Genomic DNA, 25,582 nt, shown 5'->3' with positions numbered 1-25,582 from the left:
TTAAAAATTTGTAGTTTCAAAAAAATTATTATACCTTTGTCTCTGTATTTGTAAAACGAAATACAATGGCTATATTTAACAACAAAGAAAGAGATAATAGAAACATTATGGCAGCAGACAATACATTAGGAAGCAGCAACCGCATCGTAGCGGAAACAAAATTCAAAGGAGAAATCCACTCTAAATCCGATTTTAGAATTGATGGAGAAGTAGAAGGTACTTTTGAAACTTCTGGTAAATTGGTGATAGGCAGAACCGGTGTAATTAAAGGCACTGTGATTTGCGAAAACGCCGATATCGAAGGCAAAGTAACTGGTACCCTAAAAGTAAGTAGTGTACTCAGCTTAAAATCAACCGCTGTGGTAGAAGGTGAAGTACACGTCGATAAACTTGCTATCGAACCAGGTGCTGTATTCAACGTAACTTGTACAATGAAAGGGGCTAAATCTTTTGTAAATGACAACAAACCTCAACCCCTTGAAAAAGTCAATAAATAAGCAGAGTAACTCCTCACAAGCAAAACTACAAATGGCTATGCGTATAGCCATTTGTAGTTTTTGGTATTTGGCAGGTTGGGCAATAGGTACTGGTACTTTGTACAGCTGCTACAACTATAGTATAGAATCACAAGGTGTTAGCTTGTTCTATTCATTAGATAAGTTATTGCTTTTTCATTGTGGCATTTCAGTTTTAGTGTTTATCATCATTCTTATGGTACACCTAAAACGCCCCCAATACACTGCCTTTGCCTTTGTAGCGGGCTTTGTACTGCGACTTATAGCTGTGATTCTCTTCTGTTTACCTTTAGAAAAACTCACAAACTCTCAACCCCTATACGAACTACTTTTTATAGCCTTACCTACTTTCTATTTTATAGCCTTAGAAACAGTTATTGCCATTCGATTGGTGAAATCAGCAAGTCGACAAATTGACAAATCAACAAATTAATTATGCGCATTTTAGCTATAGACTACGGAACCAAACGCACAGGTATTGCTGTAACCGACCCCCTGCAAATTATCGCTTCGGGGCTTTGCACAGTAGAAACCCCTACCCTACTCGCTTTCCTAAAACAATACACTACCGAGGAAGCCGTAGAAGCCTTTGTGATTGGGCAACCTAAACGACTCAACAACGAGGATTCCAGCGTAGAAACTCACATTCAGCAGTTTATAACACAATTACAAAAAGAATTCCCTACAATCTCTATACATCGCCAAGACGAGCGCTTTACCTCTAAACTCGCTTTCCAAACGATGATTGATAGCGGACTAAAAAAAAAACAACGCCAAAATAAGGCGCTCATCGATGAAATAAGTGCTACCATTATCTTACAAGAATTTTTATCAGGTAAGAAATAATAACAAAAATATTTAACCAATGAAAAAGTTTATTATCACTATTGTATGTATGTTGTGTGTTGCGCCTCTTCTTTTTGCGCAAACTCTTTCATCTCCTAACGGGAACCTCAAACTCTCATTTCAGCTTACTGAAAAAGGTACGCCTATGTATGCCTTAACTTTCAAAGGCAAAACAGTCATCAGCGAGAGTGCTCTGGGGTTTGTAATCAACCAAAAGGAGGATTTCAACAGCAATTTTGAAATCACAGATGTTCAATTTGCTGAAGCTAATAGTGTATGGCAACCCGTATTGGGCGAAAACAAAGAAATACGCGACCATCACAAAGAAATGTTCGTCCGTCTCACTCAGAAAAACAACGGACGACAATTGTACTTGCGGTTTCGCTTGTTCAACGATGGTTTAGGTTTCCGTTATGAATTTCCAGTGCAAGCTAACTTTCGTCACTTTAGAATTCAAGAAGAGCTTACTACTTTCCAACTTTCGGGTAACCACAAGGCTTTTTGGATTCCCGCTGACTACGATACAAACGAGTTTCCTATTACCACTTCTGCTATTTCAGAAATTCCTAAACTTATCGACAAAGTGCGCGAAGAGCCTTTGGCTGCCAAAGCACCTACTCCCAATGTAGCTGTACAAACGCCTTTGATGCTCAAATCAAATGATGGATTGTACATCAATCTGCACGAAGCTGCTTTGGTGAATTACCCTGCGATGATGCTCAACGTCAGTGCTACCAAACATCAGTTATCAGCTCATTTAGTCCCCGATAAGAATGGGGTAAAAGGCTATATTCAAACAGGTAGCGTAACGCCGTGGCGTACGATAGTAGTAAGCGATGATGCCCGTGATATTTTGGCTTCTAACCTTATCCTCAACCTCAACGAACCCTGTAAAATTGCCGATACTTCTTGGATTCACCCTACTAAATACATAGGCGTTTGGTGGGAGTATTTCATAGGAGGCGGTAGTACGTGGGCTTACTCCGATGACCGCGATATTACCATTGGCGTTACCGATTATACAAAACTAAAACCTAACGGACATCACGGTGCTAATACCGAGCACGTAAAACAATACATCGATTTTGCCGCTCAACACGGTTTTGATGCCGTTCTTGTGGAAGGTTGGAACGAGGGTTGGGAAGATAATTATGCTTACGACAAAGAGCGCATCTACAGCTTTACCAAAGCTTACCCCGATTTTGATGTGAAAGCACTACACCAATACGCCGCTTCCAAAGGAGTAAAACTAATTATGCACCACGAAACTACCTCCTCAGTAGTTGATTACGAACGACACCTGCACGAGGCTTTCCGCTTTATGAACGACAATGGTTACGACGCCGTGAAAACAGGTTATGTTGGACCTATCATTCCGCGCAGCGAATACCACGACGGACAATGGATGGTAAACCACTACAACTATGTAGCCGAAACCGCTGCTAAGTACCGCATAATGGTCAATTCTCACGAGGCGGTGCGACCTACCGGTATGAGCCGTACTTACCCTAACTGGGTAGCCCAAGAGAGTGCACGCGGTACCGAATTTGAGTCGTTCAACGGCAATCGCCCCGAACATACTACTATCCTCCCCTTTACCCGCTTGATGGGTGGCGCTATGGACTATACCCCTGGTATTTTTGAAGGCGATTTGAGCCGATATGGCAACAACAAAGCCAAACGTAGTACTACCCTTGTGAAGCAGTTGGCGCTTTACGTAACAATGTACAGTCCGTTGCAAATGGCAGCCGACTTGCCCGAGAACTACGAAAAACACCTCGATGCTTTCCAATTTATCAAAGATGTAGTAGCCGACTGGGATAATACTTACATTTTAGAAGCCGAACCCGGCGATTACATCACCATTGCCCGTAAAGCCAAAGGTAAAAACGAGTGGTTTGTAGGCGCTATCACCGATGAAAACGCCCGTGAAGCTCTCGTTGATTTCAGTTTTCTACCCAAAGGAAAAACCTATACCGCTATCCTCTACACCGACGGTAAAAATGCCGATTGGCGTACCAATCCCAATAGTTACTCCATCAAAACAATGAAAGTAACTCAAAAAACCAAACTCAAACAACGCCTTGCCCCCAGTGGTGGCTTGGCTATAAGTATCAAGTGATTATGAAACAATTCTTTTTCATTATAGGCTTTATTTGCTGCGTTTCACTGAATGCCCAAGACCCGTGGGTACTAAAAGCAGAAAGTATCAATCCTGCCAACTATTACGGGGTTACAATAGGCAATGGAATGATAGGGATGCGTTCTTCTGCTGTACCCCTACAAATAGACCAAGTAATCATAGCAGGGGTGTACGATTACGACAAAAGTAGGGTAGTTTCGGCTATGCCTAATATCAATCCATTACAACTGCGAATGGCTATTGATTACGAGGATATCAACGCTCATTCTGTTAGTGATTTCACTCAAGAGTTAGAATTGCGCAATGGGGCGTTCTCAGGTCACTTCAATTTTAAAGATAAAGCTAAAGTTACCTACACTTATTATGCCTTGAGGCACTTGCCTCACACCTTACTGTTAGACATCAGCATTACCCCTTTGCGCGATATTACACTTCTGGCAGAGAACATTCTAACCACCCCCGATGGCTTCCGCAACCCTCAAAACTACTTCAATGAAATCAATCCGCCTCACGCTCATATCCCATTGCTCACTACGGTAACTCAAACACCTGCAGAAAATGCCCAAGTAGCAGTGAGTAACGCTTTTCTTTTCGATAAAAAATACGGTAACGCTCCCCAAATATTGCACGAAATGAGAGACTACAATAGTCACCTAATGCAATTCACTCATAAGCTAAAAGCAGGCGAAACCTATTCTTTCTCACTAATTGGCAACCTAATAACCTCTCAGCACTCTGCCGACCCTTACAACCAAGCCGAAAGACTCTGTACTTACGCTTTCTTGCAGGGACACGAGGCGCTACTTGCAGGACATAACAAACAGTGGGCAAAACTCTGGGAAAGCAACATTGAGATTGAGGGAGATGCACAGGCTAATCAGGACATCCACAATATGTTATACCACTTATACGCTTCGGTAAGTGAACTCCATTCCTTTTCTCTTTCTCCTTATGGGTTAAGCCACACAGGGTATATGGGACACATATTTTGGGATACCGAAATGTGGATGTATCCCCCTTTGTTATTATTGCACCCCGAAATAGCTAAAAACCTCCTCAACTATCGCTATCAAAGGTTGGAACGCGCCAAACACAATGCTGCTCTACACGGTTATCAAGGAGCGATGTTTCCTTGGGAAAGTGCCACATCAGGAGAAGAAGACACCCCCGTGTGGGCACTCACAGGTACTTACGAGCACCACATCACTGCCGATGTAGCTATAGCTGTATGGAATTACTATTGTGTAACTAAAGATAAAGAGTGGTTGCGTCGCATTGGCTATCCCATTTTAGAAAGTACCGCTACCTTTTGGCAAAGCCGAGTGAGTGAACAAGCTCCCTATCAAATTAAAAACGTAGTATGTGCCGATGAATGGGCTGAAAATGTAGATAACAACGCCTATACCAATGCAGCTGCTAAACTGAATTTGCTCTACGCTATTGCTGCTGCCAAAGTATTAGGGATAAAAGCTAACCCTCAATGGAAAAGCATAGCCGAACAGCTCGTTTTCAGCACAATGGATAATGGCGTAACCCGTGAACACGATAGCTATACGGGGCAAGCAATCAAGCAAGCCGATGTAAACCTATTAGCTTATCCGTTAAAAGTAATTACCGACAAAAACCAAATACACAAAGATTTAGAGTATTACAAAGACAAAGTGCCTTACAACGATACTCCTGCGATGACTCAGGCTATATTCTCTCTCTTATACAGCCGATTAGGCGACCGCGAAAAGGCTTATAAGTACTTTACTGAAGCCTATCACCCTAACCTCTTACCTCCTTTTAGAGTAATGGCTGAAACCAAAAATGGTAAGACTCCTTATTTCCTCACTGGAGCAGGAGGCGTACTACAAACGGTGATGATGGGCTTTGGAGGCTTAGATATATCCGAAGAAAAAGGCATACAACAACTGAAAACTGTAATGCCTACACATTGGAAAAAAATCACTTTAAAAGGCATCGGAATTGACAAAAAAACATATATCATATCAAATGAATAAACCTCAATCACACCCTCCTAAAGCTAAACAAATACCTCATATATTCACCGAATTTGGCAATAAGCGCACCGATAATTACTATTGGCTGCGCGAGCGCGAAAACCCTGAAGTCATTGCTTATTTAGAAGCCGAAAACGCCTATTATCAGGCGCAAACAGCACACACCAAACCTTTGCAAGAAACGCTCTTTGCCGAAATGAAAAGCCGCATCAAAGAAAACGACAGTTCTGTACCTTACTTTTACAACGGTTATTGGTATCAAACCCGTTATGAAGAAGGTAAAGATTATCCTATTTATGTGCGCTACAGAGAAACGATCAAAGCTCCCGAAGAAGTGCTTTTCGATTGTAATGCGATGGCTAAAGGCAAAGCCTACTTTCACCTCGATAGCTTTGCCATAAGCGACGACAACCAGTGGGCGGTTTTTGGGGTAGATACGGTATCTCGCCGGCAATATACCCTGCAAATCAAAAACCTCAGCACAGGTGAAATACTGCCTTATAAAATAAAAAATACTAACGGACAAGCAATTTGGGCAGCCGATAGTCGTACCATTTTCTACGTGAAGAACAATATCCAAACCCTGCGCTCTTTCAAAGTATACCGTCATATTTTAGGTACTGACTCCAAAGACGATGTACTGATTTTCCACGAAAAAGACGATACTTTCGATGTATTTGTCTACCGCGAAAAATCTCGCAAATACCTTGTGATAGGAAGCGAGAGTACCCTTACATCCGAATATCAAATCTTGAATGCCAATACTCCTCACGAGACTTTCAAAGTATTCCAACCCCGCACACGTGGCTTGGAGTACGATATCGCTCATTATGAGGAGTATTTTTATATCCTCACCAATAAAGATGGTGCAACTAACTTCAAACTGATGCGCACCCCCGAAAGTGCTACAACTTCTGAGCATTGGGAAGAGGTAATAGCCCATCGTCCCGAAGTACGCCTCAACGATATAGAAATTTTTAAAGATTTCTTGGTAGTCGAAGAAGTGTACAATGGCTTAGAACGCATACAAATACGCTCGTGGGACGGCTCAAAAACGCATTACCTCCCCTTTGATAGCGAAACCTATACTGCCTATACTACCCAAAATATAGATTTCAACACCGAGTGGCTACGCTATAACTACCAATCATTGGCAACTCCTGCTTCTATTATAGAATATAATATGCGCACTGGCGAAGAGCGCCTACTAAAAGAACAAGAAGTATTAGGCGGGAACTTCAACAAAGATAATTATATAGAAGAACGCCTTTGGGCAACTGCCCCTGACGGAGTGAAAGTCCCTATTTCGCTCGTCTACCGCAAAGACATAGTGAAAAATGGGCAAAATCCTTTATTGCTGTACGGTTATGGCTCGTACGGAGTAACCATCAATCCTTATTTTTCTACCACCCGTTTGAGCTTGTTAGACCGCGGTTTTATCTATGCTATTGCACATATCCGCGGGGGAGAGTATTTAGGTCGCCAATGGTATGAAGATGGCAAACTCCTCAAAAAGAAAAACACATTTACCGATTTTATCGCTTGTTCTCAGTACCTCATCACCGAAGGCTACACCTCTCCCAAACATCTATTTGCCGAAGGTGGCTCGGCTGGAGGTTTGCTAATGGGTGCTGTGGTGAATATGGCACCGCAATTGTATAAGGGCATTATCGCATCTGTACCTTTTGTGGATGTAGTAACCACAATGCTGGACGACAGTATTCCACTCACTACGGGCGAATACGACGAGTGGGGAAATCCTAACGTGCCTGAATACTATGAGTATATGCTCTCCTACTCGCCTTACGATCAAGTGCGCGCCCAAGCCTATCCTGCAATGTACGTGAGTACCGGTTTGCACGACTCACAAGTGCAGTACTGGGAGCCTGCCAAATGGGTAGCCAAACTGCGTGAACTCAAAACCGACGACCATCCGCTGTATTTAGACACCAATATGGAAGCTGGTCACGGCGGTGCTTCAGGACGTTTTGAAGCCCTAAAAGAAACCGCAAAAGAATATGCTTTCCTGCTAACTTTGCATAATCAATAAGAGCCTTTGTGTCATACTTTGTAGGGGCGTTTTGCAAACGCCCACATAGTAATGATTACCTTAATAATCAGTCATTTTACCTACTTTGTAGAAATAATTAGCCAAGCACTCTATTTAAAAATTTGATATATGGTTTTTTTAACCTCTCAACAAATATAAGAAACTCCTGTTTTATAATTCACTTAAAACATTAAAAATCTTACCTTTATAACTCAAAATTCAAATTATAGAACACTCCCTATTATTTGAATTTTTTATTTTTTTTACTCAATTATTTGCTCACCTTATTTTTTTTTCGTAAAATTGCACCCGCTAAAAAAGTATCCTTTCAGATACTTATCTAATTGATTTTTAAGATAAACATACAACAGAAAGAAATAAAATATGGGTTTTTTCGATTTCTTAACAGAAGAAATAGCAATAGATTTGGGTACTGCCAATACACTTATCATTCATAATGACAAGGTGGTAGTCGATAGCCCTTCTATTGTAGCATTAGATAGAACAAACAAAAAAATTATAGCCGTCGGGCAAGAAGCTCGCTTGATGCAAGGGAAAACTCACCCTAACATCACTACCGTACGCCCCCTAAAAGACGGGGTAATTGCCGACTTCGACGCTTCCGAGCAAATGATTGGTATGCTCATCAAAAGCATCCCCGCTTTGCGCAAACGCTTCTTTTCTCCATCATTGCGTATGGTGGTGTGTATCCCTTCAGGGATTACCGAAGTGGAAACTCGTGCCGTTCGCGAATCGTGTGAACGCGTAAATGGTAAGGATATCTACCTCGTGCACGAACCTATGGCCGCCGCTATCGGTATTGGGCTCGACATTATGCAACCTAAAGGCAATATGATTATCGATATAGGTGGGGGTACTACCGAAATCGCTGTCATTGCTCTCGGAGGTATCGTATGCGACAAATCAGTGAAAATCGCGGGGGACATCTTCAACTCCGATATCGTTCACTATATGCGCACCCAGCACAACCTCTACGTGGGTGAAAGTACCGCCGAAAATATCAAAATCACCGTAGGTGCTGCCACCGAAGACCTCGATGCTCCACCCGATGACATTATGGTACAAGGGCGCGACTTGCTCACTGGTAAACCTAAACAAGTGCAAGTATCTTACCGCGAAATGGTAAAAGCCCTCGATAAATCTATTTTGCGTATTGAGGACGCTATTATGGAAACCCTTTCTCAAACACCTCCTGAACTCGCCGCCGATATTTACAATACCGGTATTTATATGGCTGGTGGGGGCTCTATGCTTCGCGGCTTAGACAAGCGTATCTCTATGAAAACCGACCTCCCCGTATACGTAGCCGAAGATCCTTTGCGCGCCGTTGTACGTGGTACCGGTATCACCCTAAAAAATATCAATAAATTTAGAAGCATCCTACTTAAGTAGGAGATAAGAGATAAGAAACGGAACCTCACTTCTTATCTCTTACCTCTTACTTCTTAGCTAAATAACTATGAACCAAATCATCCAATTTTTCATTAGAACGAGGAACTTTTTCGTGTTCCTCCTGCTGTTTCTATGCGCTATTGGTTTGGTTTTTAGAAGTAATTATTACCCTCAAAGTGCCTATATCAATTCGGCAAATGCCCTATCGGGGAAACTTTATGCTTTTTCTAACTATTGGGCGCAGTACTTCAGTTTGAAAAGCCAAAATGAAGCCTTAACCGAAGAAAACCGTAGCTTGCGCGACCAAGTACTCCAAATGCAAGAACAATTGCGACAAACAAAAGGTATTGATAGCCTCGGCTTCACCACCACCGATTCACTGAAGTACAAAGTCCTAAAAGCTAATGTAATCAATAACAGTTTCCGCCTCCAAAAAAACTACCTCACTATTGATAAAGGTAGTAAAGATGGCGTAAAACAGGATATGGGCGTACTCTCACCACGAGGTGTCGTAGGAATTATAGAAAACACTTCAGGTCATTTTGCAACTGTACAGAGCGTGCTCAACAGCCGTTCAGCCCTCAATGCAATGGTAAAACGCACCCAGCATTTCGGTTCTCTACACTGGAATACCAAAGAAGTAAACAAAGTACAATTACTCGAAGTTCCGAATATCGCCCCTATCCAAAACGGCGACACCATCGTAACAGGTGGTATGTCTAACATTTTCCCTAAAGGAATCCCTATTGGTAAAATTGTACATTTCGAGAAAAGCAAGTTCGATAATACCTTCATCATCGATGTATGGCTCTTTACCGATATGTCTAACCTCGATTATGTATACCTCATTGAAAACAAAGATAAAGATACTATTTCAGCTTTAGAAAAACAAAACCCAAAATGACGCACCCACTTGTAAAAAATACCTTTCTATTCATAGCATTAGTACTTTTGCAAGTGCTTATTTTCAATCATATAGAGTACTGGGGCTATGTAAACCCGATGATTTACATCGTGTTCCTTTTGGTAGCTCCTTATCGTGAAAACCAAGTACCCTATCTGTTAGCTGCCTTTGCTATAGGTCTCTGTATAGATATTTTTTCTAACACTGGAGGCTTGCACGCCGCTAGTTGTGTATTGATAGCCTACTGCCGAAAAAGTATCTTACTCATCGTCTTTGGCAGGAATTTTGAGTATCAAGAAATGGACTTAGCCAGCTATCCATTCACCAAAATCTTTAGTTATACAACCCTAATGGTGGTAGTGCATCACACCCTATTCTATTTCTTAGAAATATTCAATTTCAACCATTTGCTACTTACTTTTACTAAAATTATAGGGGCATCTATCTTCACTATCATCGTTTGCTTGCTCACTATTTATCTGTTTAGTAAAAATAAGAAATGAGAAAACTCCTGCTACCCATCATTATCATATTCACTGCCGTCGTAATCTTGTTGCGATTGTTCTTCCTGCAAATCGTCTTCCACGACGATAGCAATAACATCGATAATATTGCTATCGAAACTGTTTACGACTACCCCGAACGCGGCTATATCTACGACCGCAACGGCGAACTCTTGGTCTCTAATCAACCCGCTTACGACGTGATGGTTATTCCCAGCGAAGTGAAAAATTTAGATACTCTCGAACTCTGTAGCTTGTTAGAACTCGAAAAAAACGACTTTAGAGAACGTCTCCAAAAAGCTCGCGACTATTCGCGCAAAAAACCATCAGTAATCGTACACCAACTCTCCAAAGACGATTACGCTGTACTCCAAGAAAAACTGCGCAAATTCCAAGGTTTTTATATACAGAAACGTATGCTTCGCAGTTACCTCACTCACAATGCAGGGAATGTATTGGGCTACATAAGTGAAGTAAACGAATGGGAACTCAAAAAAAATCCTTACTACCTCGCTGGTGAACTCATCGGGCGTAGCGGAGTTGAAAAACAATACGAAGAGTTTTTGCGCGGCAAGAAAGGAGTACAATACTTCCAAAAGGACAAGCACAACGCTGCTATCGAACGTTATAAAAATGGCGCGATGGATACCCTGCCTATTATGGGGCAACCCTTACAACTCACTATTGATATAGGCCTGCAGGCTTATGGCGAACAACTGATGCAACACAAACACGGCGGTATTGTTGCCATTGAACCTAAAACAGGTGAAATTCTCGCTCTCATCTCCGCCCCTACTTTCGACCCCGCCTTGTTAGTAGGACGCGAACGCTCCAAAAACTACACCGCTCTCTACAACGATTCTATCGCCAAACCTCTCTACGACCGTACACTACTCGCCGAATATCCCCCAGGGTCTCCTTTCAAAGTAATAAATGCGCTCATCGGCTTGCAGGAAGGGGTCATCACTCCTCAAAGTGTGTTCAGCTGTGGCGGGGGCTATCGCTATGGCGGACATATTATGCGCTGCCACTGTGGGCGTAGTTCTAACGACCTTTTACATGGTATCGCACTCTCTTGTAATGCCTATTTTGCCAATACTTACAAGCGCGCCATCGATATGAAAACCACCTCAGCAGTAGGTATGGACAAATGGAACGCTCACGTGCGCAGTTTTGGACTTGGCGGCTTCCTCGGATGTGACCTCCCTACAGGGCGTGCGGGCAAAGTGCCTAATACCGCTCTGTACGACAAACAATATGGCGTTAAACGATGGAACGGCACAAGCAACATTTCCAACGCTATTGGGCAAGGTGAAATACTCACCACCCCCATACAGCTCGCCAATGTAATGGCTGCCATCGCCAATAAAGGTTATTTCTACACTCCTCATATTGTAAAAAAAATCGACAACAAGCAAACCCCTTTTCAAGAATACACTGTGCCCAAGCACACCACTATAGACCCTAAACACTTCGAGCCCGTAATCAAAGGAATGAATATGGCTTATTTAGCTGGTACTGCGCGCCGTACTCAAATTGATGGCATCAATATTGCGGCAAAAACAGGAACAGCCGAAAACTTTATCAGGGTCAATGGCAAACGTATGCAACTTACTGACCACTCTATATTCGTCGCTTTTGCTCCTGTAGAAGACCCTAAAATAGCTATCGCCGTATTTGTAGAAAATGGTTATTACGGAGCTCGTGTTGCCGGACCTATCGCCTCCCTAATGATTGAAAAATACCTCAAAGGTGAAGTATTTCGTTGTGACCTCGAACGCCAAATGCTCGAAAAAAGCCTCGAACACGAATACCTAAAACCTTATTTAGGGCAAAAATTCTATATCAATCAGTAAGGTGTATATTGCTCCTTTAATGTATACTTACCTTGACAGTTATATTTCTTAATCTAAAGATTGATACTACTGAAAATATTTCATAATCATTAATTTATTGTATTTTTTATGAGAAAAATAGCGTTTTTATTTATAGTAGTTTTTATCTTTTGGGATAGAGGAAATGCACAGTCTTCAAAAGGGAAAGATGAAATTCTTTCTTATATTCCTAACGAGGATAAGGGAGAGGTAGAATTTGGTTGGAAAGTGCCTACTAAAGAGGCTATAATCACATTTTTAAAAAGACTTCCTGAAATATCTACACAAGAATGGCATACGTGTTATGGTTCTTTTCAGTCTAATGTAAAAGGGTCTTTGCGCTATAAGAATCATATTTATGAATACGAAGTAAATGCTGGTGGTTGGATATATTTATCATCAAAAGAAAAGACAAAAATTTTGGGTAGCCAAGACAAAAGAGATACTATTAGCAATTTTATCTCAGTATATTATTGCGATGAAATGAAATAAATATGAAACTAATATTCAACGACTATCAAAAAAAGTTATCAGATATTATTTTAGAGAATAACGCCATCTCGCCTTTGAGTGAACTCTATTCCAACGAAATAAGAGAGTTAGCCGTGGTGTGGTCTTATTATTCCGGAAAAATAGAAGGCAATACCTATAGTTTCGTAGAAACTGAAACCTTGCTCAAAGACGGTATTACCTCAGCAAAAAAATTTGAAGATGCCAAGATGCTCAAGAACTTGTACAACACCTTTATAGCTGAATTACAACATATAAAAAGTGGCAATAAAGAGGTGATAGACAAGAGGTTCTTAATGCAAATGCACTCGCAACTCCTCGATGAGTTAGTTGACGACCGCGAGCGTGGCATTATTAGAAAAAGAGCCCTGCGCATAGCGGGTAGCGATTACGTTCCACTGGCTTCACCTACAGCAATAGAAGAAAGTTTAGACCATATCATAACGCAGCAAGCAAACCTCTCCAATCCATTAGAGAGAGCCGTTTATCTGCATTGCAATATAGCCAAGTTGCAACCTTTTATCGATGGTAACAAACGAACTGCTCGCCTTACCGAAAGCGTTGTGCTAATGAATGAAGATATCATCCCTATATTCTCTACTAACAATCTAGATATCAACGATTATCGCTCTGGGCTCTTATACTTCTACGAAACAGAACAATACACTCGATATGCCGACTATTTCTTACAAAACAAACTCAAATACCTACAAAAATATACTGATAAAGATTTGATACCTCATTAGTTGTTATATTAAAAATGAAAAAATATCGCTATCACATATATTTGTTCTCTTTTTGTACATTTTTCTTTTTATCTCTTATAGGAAATGCACAAAAAAGTTCGAGCTATGAGTTTTATAATAAAACAAAGAGCCTCGGAATTGGTTTAGTGAAAGTAGAAAGTGATATCATAACTATTAAAAATCAAGCTCTTAACAAGAGTTTAAACGAATATATATACACTCCTAAATATATAGTACCAATATTCTTCAAACCTGAATATAATATTTTTTATATCGTTTGTCTCGGTGACCAAAGAGAATACTATAAAGTTTTATCGGCGAATGGTGAAGAATATTTAGTATCCAAAGCACAAACAAAATTTATACCTTGGGAAGATTTCTTAAAAAATACTACAGGAATTTCCAATTTAGATTGGAGCAAAAATCCCTTGCGAAAAGAACCTTTTGAAAAGTCGAAAATCATTAAACTAAAAGATACCGATGCGACATTCAATATAATAGTAGTGAAAAAAGATTGGATTGAAATACAAAGTGATAACAGTACAAATGAGAAAGGCTAGATTCAATGGAAAAAAGAAAATAGTTTATTAATAGAAATCTATTTACTGATTTGATTCTGCTTGCCTCTATAAATCAATAAATATGAAAAAAATAATCCTTGCCTCAGGCTCACCGCGCCGCCAGCAGTTCCTAAAAGAGTTAGACCTCCCCTATGAGGTCATTCTCAAACCCGTAGACGAAACTTACCCTGCACACCTGCAGCGCGAGCAAATCACTGATTATTTGGCTGAGCTAAAAGCCACACCTTTTGCAGGAGAAATACCTGCTAACTGTGTGCTCCTCACTTCCGATACTATCGTATGGCACGAGGGCAAAGCCTTGGGCAAACCTAAAGACACTGCCGATGCCTTTGCAATGTTGCATTCGCTCTCTGGCAAGACCCACGAGGTAATTACTTCCGTATGCTTTACCACCGATGAAAAGCAAGTTACCCAGCACTGCATCACCAAAGTAACTTTCAAAGAACTTTCTAACGACGAAATCAGCTATTACATAACTAAATATCAACCATTCGACAAAGCAGGAGCTTACGGTATCCAAGAATGGATTGGGCATATAGGTGTTACCGCTATCGAAGGTTCTTATAACAACGTAATGGGACTGCCTACGCACTTAATTAGCAAATTCGTAAATTCGTAAATTCACAAAATATGAAAAAATTTCTTTACATAACATTCACTCTCTTAGCTTTATCCGCTTGTAAAAATATCTCCACAAGCGATAAACAAGAAAAAGAAGGCATTACCATTCTGCAAGATAGCATTAAAACGCTCACCTCTTCCAATTTTGAAAACGTGGTAACTGATGATCCTAACCCTAAGCTTGTTGCTATTGTGAAAGATGCCCTACAAAAAGTCGATTCTCTTTACAAAGGAGAAGAAAATTGGCAGTATACTTACTTTTCTAAAGACAGCATAGCCAAAACTACTATCAAAGCAGGTAAGTTCTTTAACAACCAACCTTATGTAGTGGTTCATATTGATGATAGGATAATAGAATCATTAGTAGAAGTGTACAAAATAGAAAAAAACCGCACTTTTAGAAAGAAACTCTCGTATATAGACGACTTCACTTATGCCGTGCACGATTCTGTTTTCGATGCCAACGGCGATGGTATTAATGATTTTAATATAGATTGGTGGACAACAGGTGCTTTTGGTTCCAGCATTATCTATATTTATCTGTTCGATCCTAAAACCGAAAAATTTTCTACTGCTTACGAGTTTGATAACGCTACTTTTTACCCCAAAGAAAAAATCATACGAGGAGTAGAGGCTGGTTTTGGAGGAATATCAGGCTTGTACAAGATGAAATGGATAGGCGATAAAAGCGATAAAACAGAAGATATAGAATACATCTATCCTGATTACACTACCAAAGGCAAAACCTTTATACGGACTAAGACTCCAAGTGAATATCCCGAACGAAAAGAGGGGGAACTTCTCAAAAAAGTCCCCGAAGAATACCGTGACCAGAAAGATTGGTTTTTACGGTATCAGGAAAGAGGCGGTTTGCCCTTCCTTGAATTAATCTTAAAAGACAGAAAATAAACACTATCCATTATGAAAAAACTCCTCTTCTTGCTCCTATTCCCATTAGCCCTGCAAGCACAAGCATTGGTGGAGAAAACCCCACCCGACTATATCAAAACGATTATCTTTAAAGCCGATGGCAATGATAAGAATCAATTTCCTATCGTGCGCCGTAACGAGTCATTTAGCTTGCAGTTCGACGACCTCGAGGGAAATGAGGAAACTTACTACTATAAAATCACCCATTGCAATGCCGATTGGTCTGCCTCTTCTCTACTGAAAAGCGAATACCTCAAAGGTATTGATAACCAACCGCTACAGCCCGAGAGCAACTCCTACGGTACCCTGCAAGGCTATTCGCATTACCGCCTTACTTTCCCTAACGAACTCACCAAAATCACTCTTAGTGGCAACTATATGCTCTCTATCACCGATAGTTATGGCACAGAACTCTTTTCACGCCGTTTTGTACTTTATACCCCCCAAGTGAACGTACTCACCGAAGTAAAACGCGCTCGCGATTTGCAATACTTCGATACCCAACAAGTGGTGCAGTTCACCATTCGGCAGAAAGATTTCAGACTTGATAATCCCAATGTAGCAGTGAAAGTAGCTATCCTGCAAAACTACCGTTGGGATACGGCTATCACGGGCGTAAAACCTCAGTATGTAATGGGCAACGACCTCGTGTATCGCTACGACCGCGAAACAGCTTTTTGGGGTGGTAATGAGTATTTCTATTTTGATAGCAAGGATATACGAGTGCCTGCATCGGGTATTTCGCGTATCGACCGTAGCAAATGGGTGAACAGCTACCTCTTCCCTAATGTAAGCCGTGCGAGCAATGTCTATACCTATTATCCCGATATCAATGGCGATTTCTTAGTTAGTACGCTCAACGGAATGAACCCTGCGAACGAAGCTGATTACACCCAAGTGCATTTCGCCTTAGAAGGCAAATCTACTTTTTGGAATAAAGAAGTGTATGTATATGGCAAGTTCAGTAACTACGAACTCCGCGATGAGTACAAACTCACCTATGACGAAAAAGACGGACTTTTCAAAGGAAAAGTACTCCTCAAACAAGGGTTTTACAACTATAAGTTTGCCACCAAATCAGGCAACACAATTGATTTTAATGAGATAAGTGGTAATTTTCAACAGACAGAAAACACTTACCTCGTGCTTGTATACTACCGCGCTCCTGGCGCTCTCTATGACGAAGTAGTAGGTATCGGCTCTGCCTCTGGCGCGAATATCACTCAGTAATGACGAGTGACGAATGACAAATGACGAATTATTGTACATCGTTACGAGGCTGTCCAAAAAGTCTCAAAATCACTTTTGCGTCGCTACACTTTGCCAAAGTTTTAATTGCTCGTCGTGCTACGACCTTTAGCAAAGTCTATAAATGAAAATCAACTCTTTTAGAGTATGTTGTGTACGGGCGTTTTGCAAACGCCCATATAAAACAAAACCTTTTACCCCCCCCTTTTTAGATGTTTTTCTCATCAAAAAAGTAGCTTTTACGGATTGTCCCCCTTCGGGGTTGTCGGCAATTGCCGAGTAAGTGAGTCGGGGGCAATTGTTAATTATTAATTTTTAATTGTTAATTGGAAAACTTAGCAGAACGTATGCGCCCCACTTCCCTTGCACAATATGTGGGACAAGAGCACTTAGTAGGAGCTCAAGGAGCTTTGCGCCAACAGATAGAACGTGGTCTTTTGCCATCGCTCATCTTTTGGGGTCCCCCAGGTACGGGGAAAACCACGTTGGCAAATATCATTGCGCACCAAAGCAATCGCGCTTTCTATACCCTGAGTGCCATTAGTTCAGGGATTAAGGATGTGCGCGAAGTAATTGACCAAAGCAAGCAAAGTGGCGGACTCTTCACTACCCAAAATCCTATCGTTTTCATCGACGAAATTCACCGATTTAACAAAACCCAACAAGATTCCCTCTTGCAGGCTGTTGAAAAGGGGTGGATTACCCTCATTGGAGCAACTACCGAAAACCCCAGTTTTGAGGTGATTCCCGCCCTGCTCTCTCGTTGCCAAGTGTATATCCTCAGGGCTTTTGAACGCAAAGATTTAGAACAACTGCTACACAATGCCATTACCCGAGATGTCATTCTTAAAACCAAAGATATCCAACTGCAAGAAACCGAAGCCTTACTAAAACTATCTGGCGGTGATGGTCGCAAGCTGCTCAACACTTTTGAGCTGGTTATAAACGCTACCCCCGACGGCGAACCTATTGTTATTACCAACGATAGTGTGTTGCACCTCGTGCAGAAAAACACTGTGCTATACGACAAAACGGGTGAGCAACACTACGATATCATTTCGGCTTTTATCAAATCGATACGGGGTAGCGACCCTAATGGGGCTGTTTATTGGTTGGCACGAATGATTGAAGGTGGTGAAGATGTGAAGTTTATCGCACGTCGTATGCTCATTCTCGCTTCGGAAGATATAGGCAATGCGAATCCTACGGCAATGATTTTAGCGAACAACACTTTTCAAGCAGTAACCACTATTGGTTACCCCGAGGCGCGTATTATCCTCAGTCAGTGCGCTATATATCTCGCTTCTTCGCCTAAGAGCAATGCTTCTTATAAGGCGATCAACAAAGCCCAACAAGTGGTAAAACAAACAGGCGACCTCAGCGTGCCTATCCACTTGCGCAATGCCCCTACCAAACTGATGAAAGAACTCGGTTATGGCAAAGACTATCAATACGCTCACGATTATGAGAGCAATTTTGCCTTTCAGGATTACCTCCCTGATGAATTGCAAGGAGAAACCTTCTACGAACCTTCCGATAATCCACGTGAAAATGCGCTGCGTGACTACCTCAAAAAACTATGGGGCGACCGCTACGGGTATTAATTTGCTAATTTGCTAATTATTTTATACCTTTGTCTAATCTTTAATCATTAAAAAAAATGAAAAAATTAAGTATCGTAGCCGTAATGGCAATAGCAATGGTAGCTTGCAACAACACCAATTCAATGCAAACTACCCAAACAGAAACCACCGAGGTAGCACCTTCTGCTACAGAAGAGATGCCACCCGTAGGAGGTAATAGAGACACTCACGGCTGTATAGGCAGTGCAGGACAATCGTGGAGCGAGCTCCTGCAAGACTGTATACAAGTATTTGAAGTAGGTACACGCCTCAATCCTGTGGAAGAGAAGGAAGAAGTGGCCGTAATCAGTGCCTTTATTGTGAGCAAAGCCGATGACAACAGCCAAGTAGAGTTATTCATCACTACAGAAAAGACCAATCCTCTCTTAAAACAACAGAAAGACGGCACTTACAAAAATAGTAAATACGCTTATAACCCTAAAACGCAAGAACTTTCCATTGATGGTAAAGTCGCGTACAAGGGAGAAAAATCTAAAATGTAAAAAATACAAACTCCTTCTTATCTGAAAAAATAAGAGGGAGTTTTTTGTTTTTATTGCCAATTGAAAAAAAGTTTATACCTTTGTGCCAATATTGATGTATCTCTACACTTAACCAAAGGTTAAGATTTTGGCTAAGTTGATTAAAAAAATAATATTATGGCATTAGAAATCAAAGCAATACCCACATTATATGGTAAAGAAGCACGTCGCTTTCGCAAAATGGCGGAAGAGAGTGAACGTAAATATGATTTGCGTACCAAAAAAGATATTACTACCGACCCTCGCTATAAAGCGATGCAAAACATTTTGAGTAAATCTCCTATTTTCAATAAATAATGACATTTCTTGAAGAAAATTGTATTCTTGAAGTTTTAACTGATAACATTTTATCTGAAAGTTACCCTTTTATTTGTGGTGATGATGATATGGACGACTTTTTTCAAAATGAAGCTATCGCCTATACTCAATATAAAATGGGTAAGACTTATTGTTTTAGACTGAGAGAAAACACAAAGCAAATTGTAGCTTGTTTTACCGTATCAAATGATAGTATTCGCATTTACGATTTACCTAACGCAATGTGGGGAATTACGCATCGCGAAAAAATGCTTACACGTTACCCAGGTGTACTCATAGGTCGTTTAGCAGTTGCTTCCAAATTCTCAAATAAAGGGATAGGTTCAGAAGTGTTAGATTTTATTAAAATGTGGTTCTTAAATGATGAAAACAAAACAGGTTGTCGATTTGCCATAGTAGACGCCAAAAATGAACCTAATATTTTACATTTTTATAAAAGAAATAGCTTTAAAACTCTATTTCCACACGAAATAGATGAGGATCTTTACACTAAGCCTCCTAAAGACGAAAATGAACGTTCCGAAAGAAAGACCAATCCACGAAAATTATATACCCGCTTAATGTTTTGTGACTTATTAGATGAAGAATAGGTTAATTGTGAATTATTAATTGTCAATTCTTAATTGAAAAAGATGCTTCTTTTCTTTAAAAACCCCAAAAACACTATCTATGTGGTAGCTACCGAAGTTGCCCTTACTGAGACCGACCTCAACAAACTGAAATGGCTGTTTGGCAATGCCCAGCAACTCCCCTCCCCTACCCTTAGCGGTACTTTCATCGGACCCCGCGCGGCGATGATTACCCCTTGGAGTACCAATGCGGTGGAAATCACCCAAAATATGGATATTCACGGGATTACCCGCATCGAGGAGTTTCACGAGGTAACCGACCCCAATACGCCTTTCGACCCTATGCTCTTTGAGCGATACAACGGGCTTACTCAAGAGAGCTTTACTATCAACATTCAACCGCAAACAACACTCGAAATTGATGATATCGAGGCGTATAACCAACAAGAGGGACTTGCGCTAAGCGCCGAAGAAGTTGCCTATCTGCAAAATCTCTCTCAACAACTCGGGCGCAAACTCACCGACTCGGAAGTGTTTGGCTTCTCGCAAATCAACTCCGAACACTGCCGCCATAAAATCTTCAACGGCACTTTTGTTATCGACGGTGAGGAAAAACCTTCTACCCTCTTCAAACTCATTAAAAAGACATCACAAGAACACCCTAATAGCATTGTTTCGGCTTATAAGGACAATGTAGCTTTCATCAAAGGGGCTACCGTCGACCAGTTCGCACCTAAAAGTGCTGATAAACCCGATTTCTACGAGATAAAACCTTTTGAGGCAGTGCTCTCACTCAAAGCCGAAACCCACAACTTCCCCACTACGGTAGAGCCTTTCAACGGGGCGGCTACAGGTTCGGGAGGTGAAATACGCGACCGTCTCGCGGGCGGACAAGGTTCTTTGCCTTTGGCAGGTACGGCGGTATATATGACGGCTTACCCCCGATTAGAAGAAGACCGCCCTTGGGAAAAAGGAATGGCAGAACGCCAATGGTTGTACCAAACGCCAATGGATATCCTCATCAAAGCCTCTAATGGGGCAAGTGATTTTGGTAATAAATTCGGGCAACCGCTCATTACGGGTTCGCTTTTCACCTTTGAACACGAAGAAGGCGGACGCAAATTAGGCTTTGACAAAGTGATTATGCAAGCAGGAGGTGTGGGTTATGCCAAAGCCTCACAAGCTATAAAACACACCCCCAAGGAAGGCGATAAAATCGTTATCTTAGGCGGTGAAAACTACCGCATCGGTATGGGAGGTGCTGCCGTATCATCTGCCAATACTGGCGCTTTTGGCGCAGGTATCGAGCTCAATGCCGTACAGCGTTCTAACCCCGAGATGCAAAAACGCGCTGCCAACGCGATTCGCGCAATGGTAGAATCGGACGAGAATCCTATCGTTTCTATACACGACCACGGGGCTGGCGGACACCTCAACTGCTTATCGGAACTCATAGAAGAAACCGGTGGTAAAATCGACTTAGACAAACTACCCGTAGGCGACCCTACCCTATCGGACAAGGAAATTATAGGTAATGAATCACAAGAGCGTATGGGATTAGTATTGCCCGAAAAGGCTATTGCCAAACTAAAAACCATTGCCGACCGCGAGCGTGCGCCTATGTACGAGGTGGGTGTAGTTACTGATGACAAGCATTTCAGCATTACCTCCGCAAAGAAAGGTACCCACCCAATGGATTTAGACCTCAGCGCGCTCTTTGGCAGTTCGCCAAAAACTGTAATGACCGATGAAACAGTAGTTACTAACTACGAAGAGTTACACTACTATGCAAGTCAGTTACAGAACTATTTGGTACAAGTACTGCAATTAGAAAGTGTGGCTTGTAAAGACTGGCTTACTAATAAGGTAGACCGTTGTGTAGGGGGCAAAGTCGCCAAACAACAATGTGCAGGCGCACTACAACTCCCTTTGAACAACGTTGGGGTGATGGCTTTGGACTATAATGGCAAAGAAGGAATCGCTACCAGTATTGGTCATTCGCCTCTTACGGCACTCATCAGCCCTACTGCAGGTAGTCGCAATGCTATTGCCGAAGCACTGACTAACATTGTTTGGGCGCCACTAAAAGACGGCTTGCAAAGTGTATCGCTATCCGCCAACTGGATGTGGGCGTGCCGTAATAAAGGAGAAGACGCGCGTTTGTACGAAGCCGTAGAAGCAGCTTCTAATTTTGCGATTGAATTGGGTATCAATATCCCTACTGGTAAAGATTCCCTATCGATGAAACAAAAATACCCCGAAGGTGGTGATGTGATTGCCCCAGGTACGGTGATTATTTCGGCGGCTGCCCATTGTACTGACGTGCAAAAAGTAGTAGAGCCTGTGTTCAAAAAGAACGGAGGTAATATTTACTATATCAACTTTTCAGACGATAGTTTTAAATTAGGAGGTTCAGCTTTTGCCCAAATCCTCAACCGTATAGGCGAGGAAGCCCCTACCATCAAAGATGCTACCTACTTTAAAGACGCCTTTAATGCACTCCAAGAACTGATAAAAGAAGGTAAAATACAAGCAGGACACGACATTGGTAGCGGCGGACTTATCACAACGCTCTTAGAAATGTGTTTTACCGAAAACGGCTTAGGAGCAAATATTGATCTCAGCGAGCTCTTTTTCGGTGAAGACCTTATCAAAACCCTCTTTGCCGAAAACGCAGGGGTAGTAATACAAGCCGATAGCAGTGTTGAAGCTACTTTAGAAGAACACTTCTTAGAATGGGCTAATATAGGCGAAGTAACTACTTCTCAAGAACTTACTATTCACCATTTCGGAAAATCGTACCATTTCAACATCCCCGAATTGCGCGATGTGTGGTATCTCACTTCTTATTTGTTAGACAAACAACAAACGAAAAATGACAAGGCGACCGAGCGTTATCAAAACTACTCCGAACAGCCTCTACAATACACTTTCCCAGCGCATTTCACAGGCGAAAAACCCGCACGCCCCGCAGGCAAACGCCCTATAGCGGCAGTGATACGCGAAAAGGGTAGCAACTCCGAGCGCGAAATGGCAAATGCCCTATACTTAGCAGGCTTTGATGTGAAAGACGTGCATACCACCGACCTTATCAGCGGACGTGAAACCTTAGAAGATGTACAATTTATAGGGGCTGTAGGTGGTTTCTCAAACTCCGATGTGTTAGGCAGTGCCAAAGGTTGGGCAGGGGCTTTGCTCTACAACGAGCAGGCTAAAAAAGCATTGGATAACTTCTTTGCTCGTCCCGATACCCTTTCAGTAGGTATCTGCAATGGCTGTCAGTTGTTTATGGAATTAGAAGTCATCAACCCTGAGCACGCAGAGCACGGAAAAATGTGGCATAACGATAGTGGCAAGCACGAAAGTGGCTTTGTATCGGTTACCATTCCAGAGAACAACTCGGTGATGCTCTCCACCCTTGCAGGTAGTACTTTAGGGGTATGGATATCACACGGCGAAGGAAAATTCCACTTACCATTGGCAGAAAATCAGTACAATATCGTAGGTAAATACGCTTATCAGGAGTACCCTGCCAATCCTAACGGTTCTGATTACAACACGGCTATGTTATGCGACAAAACAGGGCGCCATTTGGTAACGATGCCTCACATAGAGCGTTCAGTTTTCCCTTGGCAATGGGCATACTATCCGAGTGAAAAAACAGCGGTTAGTCCTTGGTTAGAGGCCTTTATCAATGCCCGCAAGTGGATTGAAGCACGTAATGCCGAATAAAAATGGTAAACAAAATCTTAAAAAAATAAGTGCTTTAAGTATTAAAATTACGCTAAAAAGGGGCGCTATAAGCCCCTTTTATATTAAACTTTTGTTAAACTTAAAAATACGCTTGACAGGTACTGTTTTATTCGTACCTTTGCATCGCAATGAGGGTGGTAGCTCATTGTAAACTTCAAATAATAGTTTTCATAATTTAAAGTTTTGGTTGGTTAATGAAGAAGTCCGATAATTCTTTTATCGGACTTTCTTTTTTAATTCTTGTAACACTTCTTCTAAATCAACAGAAAAAGAAGGTAATTGTATTGTAATACTGAAAGGGCAATTACTTTTTAGGGGTTTTGTGATATGAATATGCAAGACATTGGCTTTCAAATTAAACTCTACATCTTGGCACAAGGCATAAATGTAGTGAGTTTGCTCATTGTATTCAAAATAGAGTTCTTCTTCATAAGCTAATCTACTTATAGAAAAATATTGCTCCTTATTTACAAAAGTTATTTGCAAAAGCTCTGCCCAAGATGCACGAGGGTTGAGGTCTATTTCTTCACAAGTAAAAAATAAGGATTCGGTCATAAAATTATTTTGTTAATCTACTATTTTTAAAAGAACTTCTTTATATCAGGAGTGTTAATGCTGTGAGTTAACGAATGGGCACTTACATTGTAGTGATTAGCTAAATTCTGCCGTAATCATTTTCATTTTGCAACTAAAAAAACTACTCTAAAGGTTTTTGCTTGGTGCTTCTAAAAAAAATTATTACAATTAGATTTTCTTCTTCTATAAAATCATAATACAAAGCAAACTTCCCTTTCATAATTAGTATTTTATATAATTTAACTTCTTCTACAAATTTTGAAAGTAACATAGGATTTTCTTTTAGAAAAACTTCTGTTTTTTCTACCTCATCAATAATTTTATTGGAATAATCGTTATTACAATTTCGTTTACTCCAATAGCGAAGTGTATCTCTAAAGCTTTCAATAGCCTCATTAGTCCAATTAATTTCCATACTCAGCCCTTAGCATTTTAAAAACTTCTTCACTCTTTACCATTTTTCCTTCTTTAGCTTGCTGATGTGATAAAGCTATTCTTTTTAGTTCTTCTTCTGTAAACTCATCATCGGAATCATATTGTTTTATGATTTTCAACATAGTATTATATTCATTTATAGGAACTATGGCTGATACTGTTCTTCCATTACTATCGGTTATAAACTGAATGTTTGGATTCTGTGTTAATACTGCAATACTCATAATTCTATTATTTTTTTTACAAAGATACAATTTTTTATTCCAACAAATCATCTAAACTCTATTTTTTACTCCCCCCTGACTTCATCGCTTTATAGAAAGCTGCGCGACTCAAAGGTTCATAACTATCGGCTTCACCCAGCATTCTCTGTTGGTCGTTAGCGACTTTGCGAAAACTGTAGTTGGCGAGGTTGCCTGTGCGGGTACAAACGGCGTGCACCTTGGTAACATATTCGGCAGTTGCCATCAAAAAAGGCATAGGGCCAAAAGGTCTGCCCTTGTAGTCCATATCGAGTCCCGCTACAATCACACGCATACCGCGATTGGCGAGTTCGTTGCACACATTCACGATTTCATCGTCAAAGAATTGTGCTTCGTCTATGCCCACCACATCACAACCATCGGCTAAGAGCATAATACTAGAAGCGGCTTCCACAGGAGTTGAGGGGATTTCATTGGCGTTGTGTGACACGATATTGTTATCGTCATAGCGAGTATCGAAGGCAGGTTTGAAGATTTCTACCTTCTGTTTAGCAAATTGAGCACGGCGCAATCGGCGAATCAGTTCTTCGGTTTTACCCGAGAACATCGACCCACAAATCACTTCTATCCAACCCGCTTTTTCGTTGTTGTTTACTGTATTTTCTAAAAACATC

At 41.2% G+C, this 25,582-nt stretch carries 25 protein-coding genes; 21 read left to right on the top strand and 4 right to left on the bottom strand.

Translation table 11 applies throughout. The features are described from left to right. The first annotated feature begins 65 nt into the window (after positions 1-65). The 21 genes from CBG49_RS05015 to purL all read left to right on the top strand — a co-directional run bounded on the left by CBG49_RS05015 (position 66) and on the right by purL (position 23,673). Positions 66-497, top strand: coding sequence for a bactofilin family protein (locus CBG49_RS05015; RefSeq protein WP_002680142.1), 432 nt, complete (start codon positions 66-68; stop codon positions 495-497). Further along, positions 457-948: a hypothetical protein gene (locus CBG49_RS05010; RefSeq protein ID WP_227002961.1), complete on the top strand. Its 492-nt coding sequence runs from the start codon at positions 457-459 to the stop codon at positions 946-948. Before CBG49_RS05015 ends, CBG49_RS05010 begins: the two co-directional genes overlap by 41 nt. A 2-nt stretch (positions 949-950) precedes the next feature. Next, on the top strand, positions 951-1,361 hold the full coding sequence (gene ruvX / locus CBG49_RS05005) for a Holliday junction resolvase RuvX (RefSeq protein ID WP_088593631.1): 411 nt from the start codon (positions 951-953) through the stop codon (positions 1,359-1,361). 19 nt (positions 1,362-1,380) lie between these two features. Further along, on the top strand, positions 1,381-3,483 hold the full coding sequence (locus tag CBG49_RS05000) for a glycoside hydrolase family 97 protein (protein ID WP_088593630.1): 2,103 nt from the start codon (positions 1,381-1,383) through the stop codon (positions 3,481-3,483). A gap of 2 nt (positions 3,484-3,485) precedes the next feature. After that, complete coding sequence (locus tag CBG49_RS04995; protein ID WP_088593629.1) at positions 3,486-5,510, top strand: glycoside hydrolase family 65 protein; 2,025 nt, start codon at positions 3,486-3,488, stop codon at positions 5,508-5,510. After that, complete coding sequence (locus tag CBG49_RS04990; RefSeq protein ID WP_088593628.1) at positions 5,503-7,560, top strand: S9 family peptidase; 2,058 nt, start codon at positions 5,503-5,505, stop codon at positions 7,558-7,560. The genes CBG49_RS04995 and CBG49_RS04990 overlap by 8 nt, the downstream gene beginning before the upstream one ends. 384 nt (positions 7,561-7,944) lie before the next feature. Continuing rightward, positions 7,945-8,973, top strand: a complete 1,029-nt coding sequence (locus CBG49_RS04985; RefSeq protein WP_002680118.1) for a rod shape-determining protein — start codon at positions 7,945-7,947, stop codon at positions 8,971-8,973. Between the two features lie 67 nt (positions 8,974-9,040). Beyond that, positions 9,041-9,877 carry a rod shape-determining protein MreC gene (mreC, locus tag CBG49_RS04980; protein WP_088593627.1) on the top strand — a complete coding sequence of 279 codons (837 nt, stop codon included), beginning with the start codon at positions 9,041-9,043 and terminating at the stop codon, positions 9,875-9,877. After that, a complete protein-coding gene (gene mreD, locus CBG49_RS04975) occupies positions 9,874-10,380 on the top strand; it encodes a rod shape-determining protein MreD (RefSeq protein WP_088593626.1) in 507 nt (168 codons plus the stop codon). The genes mreC and mreD overlap by 4 nt, the downstream gene beginning before the upstream one ends. Then, positions 10,377-12,236: a penicillin-binding protein 2 gene (mrdA, locus tag CBG49_RS04970; protein WP_088593625.1), complete on the top strand. Its 1,860-nt coding sequence runs from the start codon at positions 10,377-10,379 to the stop codon at positions 12,234-12,236. The genes mreD and mrdA overlap by 4 nt, the downstream gene beginning before the upstream one ends. Positions 12,237-12,344: 108 nt before the next feature. Then, the gene (locus tag CBG49_RS04965; protein ID WP_088593624.1) at positions 12,345-12,746 is read left to right on the top strand and encodes a hypothetical protein; all 402 of its coding nucleotides are present in this window, start codon (positions 12,345-12,347) and stop codon (positions 12,744-12,746) included. Between the two features lie 2 nt (positions 12,747-12,748). Beyond that, positions 12,749-13,510, top strand: a complete 762-nt coding sequence (locus tag CBG49_RS04960; RefSeq protein WP_088593623.1) for a Fic family protein — start codon at positions 12,749-12,751, stop codon at positions 13,508-13,510. Positions 13,511-13,524: 14 nt separating this feature from the next. Beyond that, positions 13,525-14,070 carry an SH3 domain-containing protein gene (locus CBG49_RS04955; RefSeq protein ID WP_088593622.1) on the top strand — a complete coding sequence of 182 codons (546 nt, stop codon included), beginning with the start codon at positions 13,525-13,527 and terminating at the stop codon, positions 14,068-14,070. Positions 14,071-14,152: 82 nt separating this feature from the next. Further along, positions 14,153-14,710 (top strand): Maf-like protein, encoded by a 558-nt coding sequence (locus CBG49_RS04950; RefSeq protein WP_088593621.1) that lies wholly within the window; start codon positions 14,153-14,155, stop codon positions 14,708-14,710. A gap of 11 nt (positions 14,711-14,721) precedes the next feature. Beyond that, positions 14,722-15,621 carry a hypothetical protein gene (locus CBG49_RS04945; RefSeq protein WP_088593620.1) on the top strand — a complete coding sequence of 300 codons (900 nt, stop codon included), beginning with the start codon at positions 14,722-14,724 and terminating at the stop codon, positions 15,619-15,621. Between the two features lie 12 nt (positions 15,622-15,633). Then, positions 15,634-16,872 carry a type IX secretion system plug protein gene (locus CBG49_RS04940; protein ID WP_088593619.1) on the top strand — a complete coding sequence of 413 codons (1,239 nt, stop codon included), beginning with the start codon at positions 15,634-15,636 and terminating at the stop codon, positions 16,870-16,872. Positions 16,873-17,237: 365 nt separating this feature from the next. After that, a complete protein-coding gene (locus CBG49_RS04935) occupies positions 17,238-18,494 on the top strand; it encodes a replication-associated recombination protein A (RefSeq protein WP_162613460.1) in 1,257 nt (418 codons plus the stop codon). A 56-nt stretch (positions 18,495-18,550) separates the two neighbouring features. Further along, positions 18,551-19,015 (top strand): hypothetical protein, encoded by a 465-nt coding sequence (locus tag CBG49_RS04930; protein WP_088593617.1) that lies wholly within the window; start codon positions 18,551-18,553, stop codon positions 19,013-19,015. Between the two features lie 156 nt (positions 19,016-19,171). Beyond that, the gene (locus tag CBG49_RS04925; RefSeq protein WP_009414160.1) at positions 19,172-19,351 is read left to right on the top strand and encodes a hypothetical protein; all 180 of its coding nucleotides are present in this window, start codon (positions 19,172-19,174) and stop codon (positions 19,349-19,351) included. Next, positions 19,351-19,962, top strand: coding sequence for a GNAT family N-acetyltransferase (locus CBG49_RS04920; protein WP_088593616.1), 612 nt, complete (start codon positions 19,351-19,353; stop codon positions 19,960-19,962). The genes CBG49_RS04925 and CBG49_RS04920 overlap by 1 nt, the downstream gene beginning before the upstream one ends. Positions 19,963-20,004: 42 nt before the next feature. Continuing rightward, complete coding sequence (gene purL, locus CBG49_RS04915) at positions 20,005-23,673, top strand: phosphoribosylformylglycinamidine synthase (RefSeq protein ID WP_088593615.1); 3,669 nt, start codon at positions 20,005-20,007, stop codon at positions 23,671-23,673. Between the two features lie 237 nt (positions 23,674-23,910). Here purL and CBG49_RS04905 read toward each other — a convergent pair whose 3' ends face one another. From CBG49_RS04905 to CBG49_RS04890, 4 genes are all read right to left on the bottom strand, one after another. After that, positions 23,911-24,249, bottom strand: coding sequence for an ACT domain-containing protein (locus tag CBG49_RS04905; protein WP_088593613.1), 339 nt, complete (start codon positions 24,247-24,249; stop codon positions 23,911-23,913). A gap of 142 nt (positions 24,250-24,391) precedes the next feature. Then, the gene (locus tag CBG49_RS04900) at positions 24,392-24,685 is read right to left on the bottom strand and encodes a type II toxin-antitoxin system RelE/ParE family toxin (protein ID WP_088593612.1); all 294 of its coding nucleotides are present in this window, start codon (positions 24,683-24,685) and stop codon (positions 24,392-24,394) included. Next, positions 24,675-24,929, bottom strand: a complete 255-nt coding sequence (locus tag CBG49_RS04895) for a hypothetical protein (protein WP_015782430.1) — start codon at positions 24,927-24,929, stop codon at positions 24,675-24,677. The genes CBG49_RS04900 and CBG49_RS04895 overlap by 11 nt, the downstream gene beginning before the upstream one ends. 58 nt (positions 24,930-24,987) lie before the next feature. After that, on the bottom strand, positions 24,988-25,581 hold the full coding sequence (locus tag CBG49_RS04890; RefSeq protein ID WP_088593611.1) for a thymidine kinase: 594 nt from the start codon (positions 25,579-25,581) through the stop codon (positions 24,988-24,990). Between the last annotated feature and the right edge of the window lies 1 nt (position 25,582).

It is taken from the genome of Capnocytophaga endodontalis (assembly GCF_002209445.1).
Lineage (GTDB): Bacteria > Bacteroidota > Bacteroidia > Flavobacteriales > Flavobacteriaceae > Capnocytophaga > Capnocytophaga periodontitidis.
The sequence above is the reverse complement of the archived record's forward strand: the minus strand, read 5'-3'. Positions and strand labels throughout refer to the sequence as shown.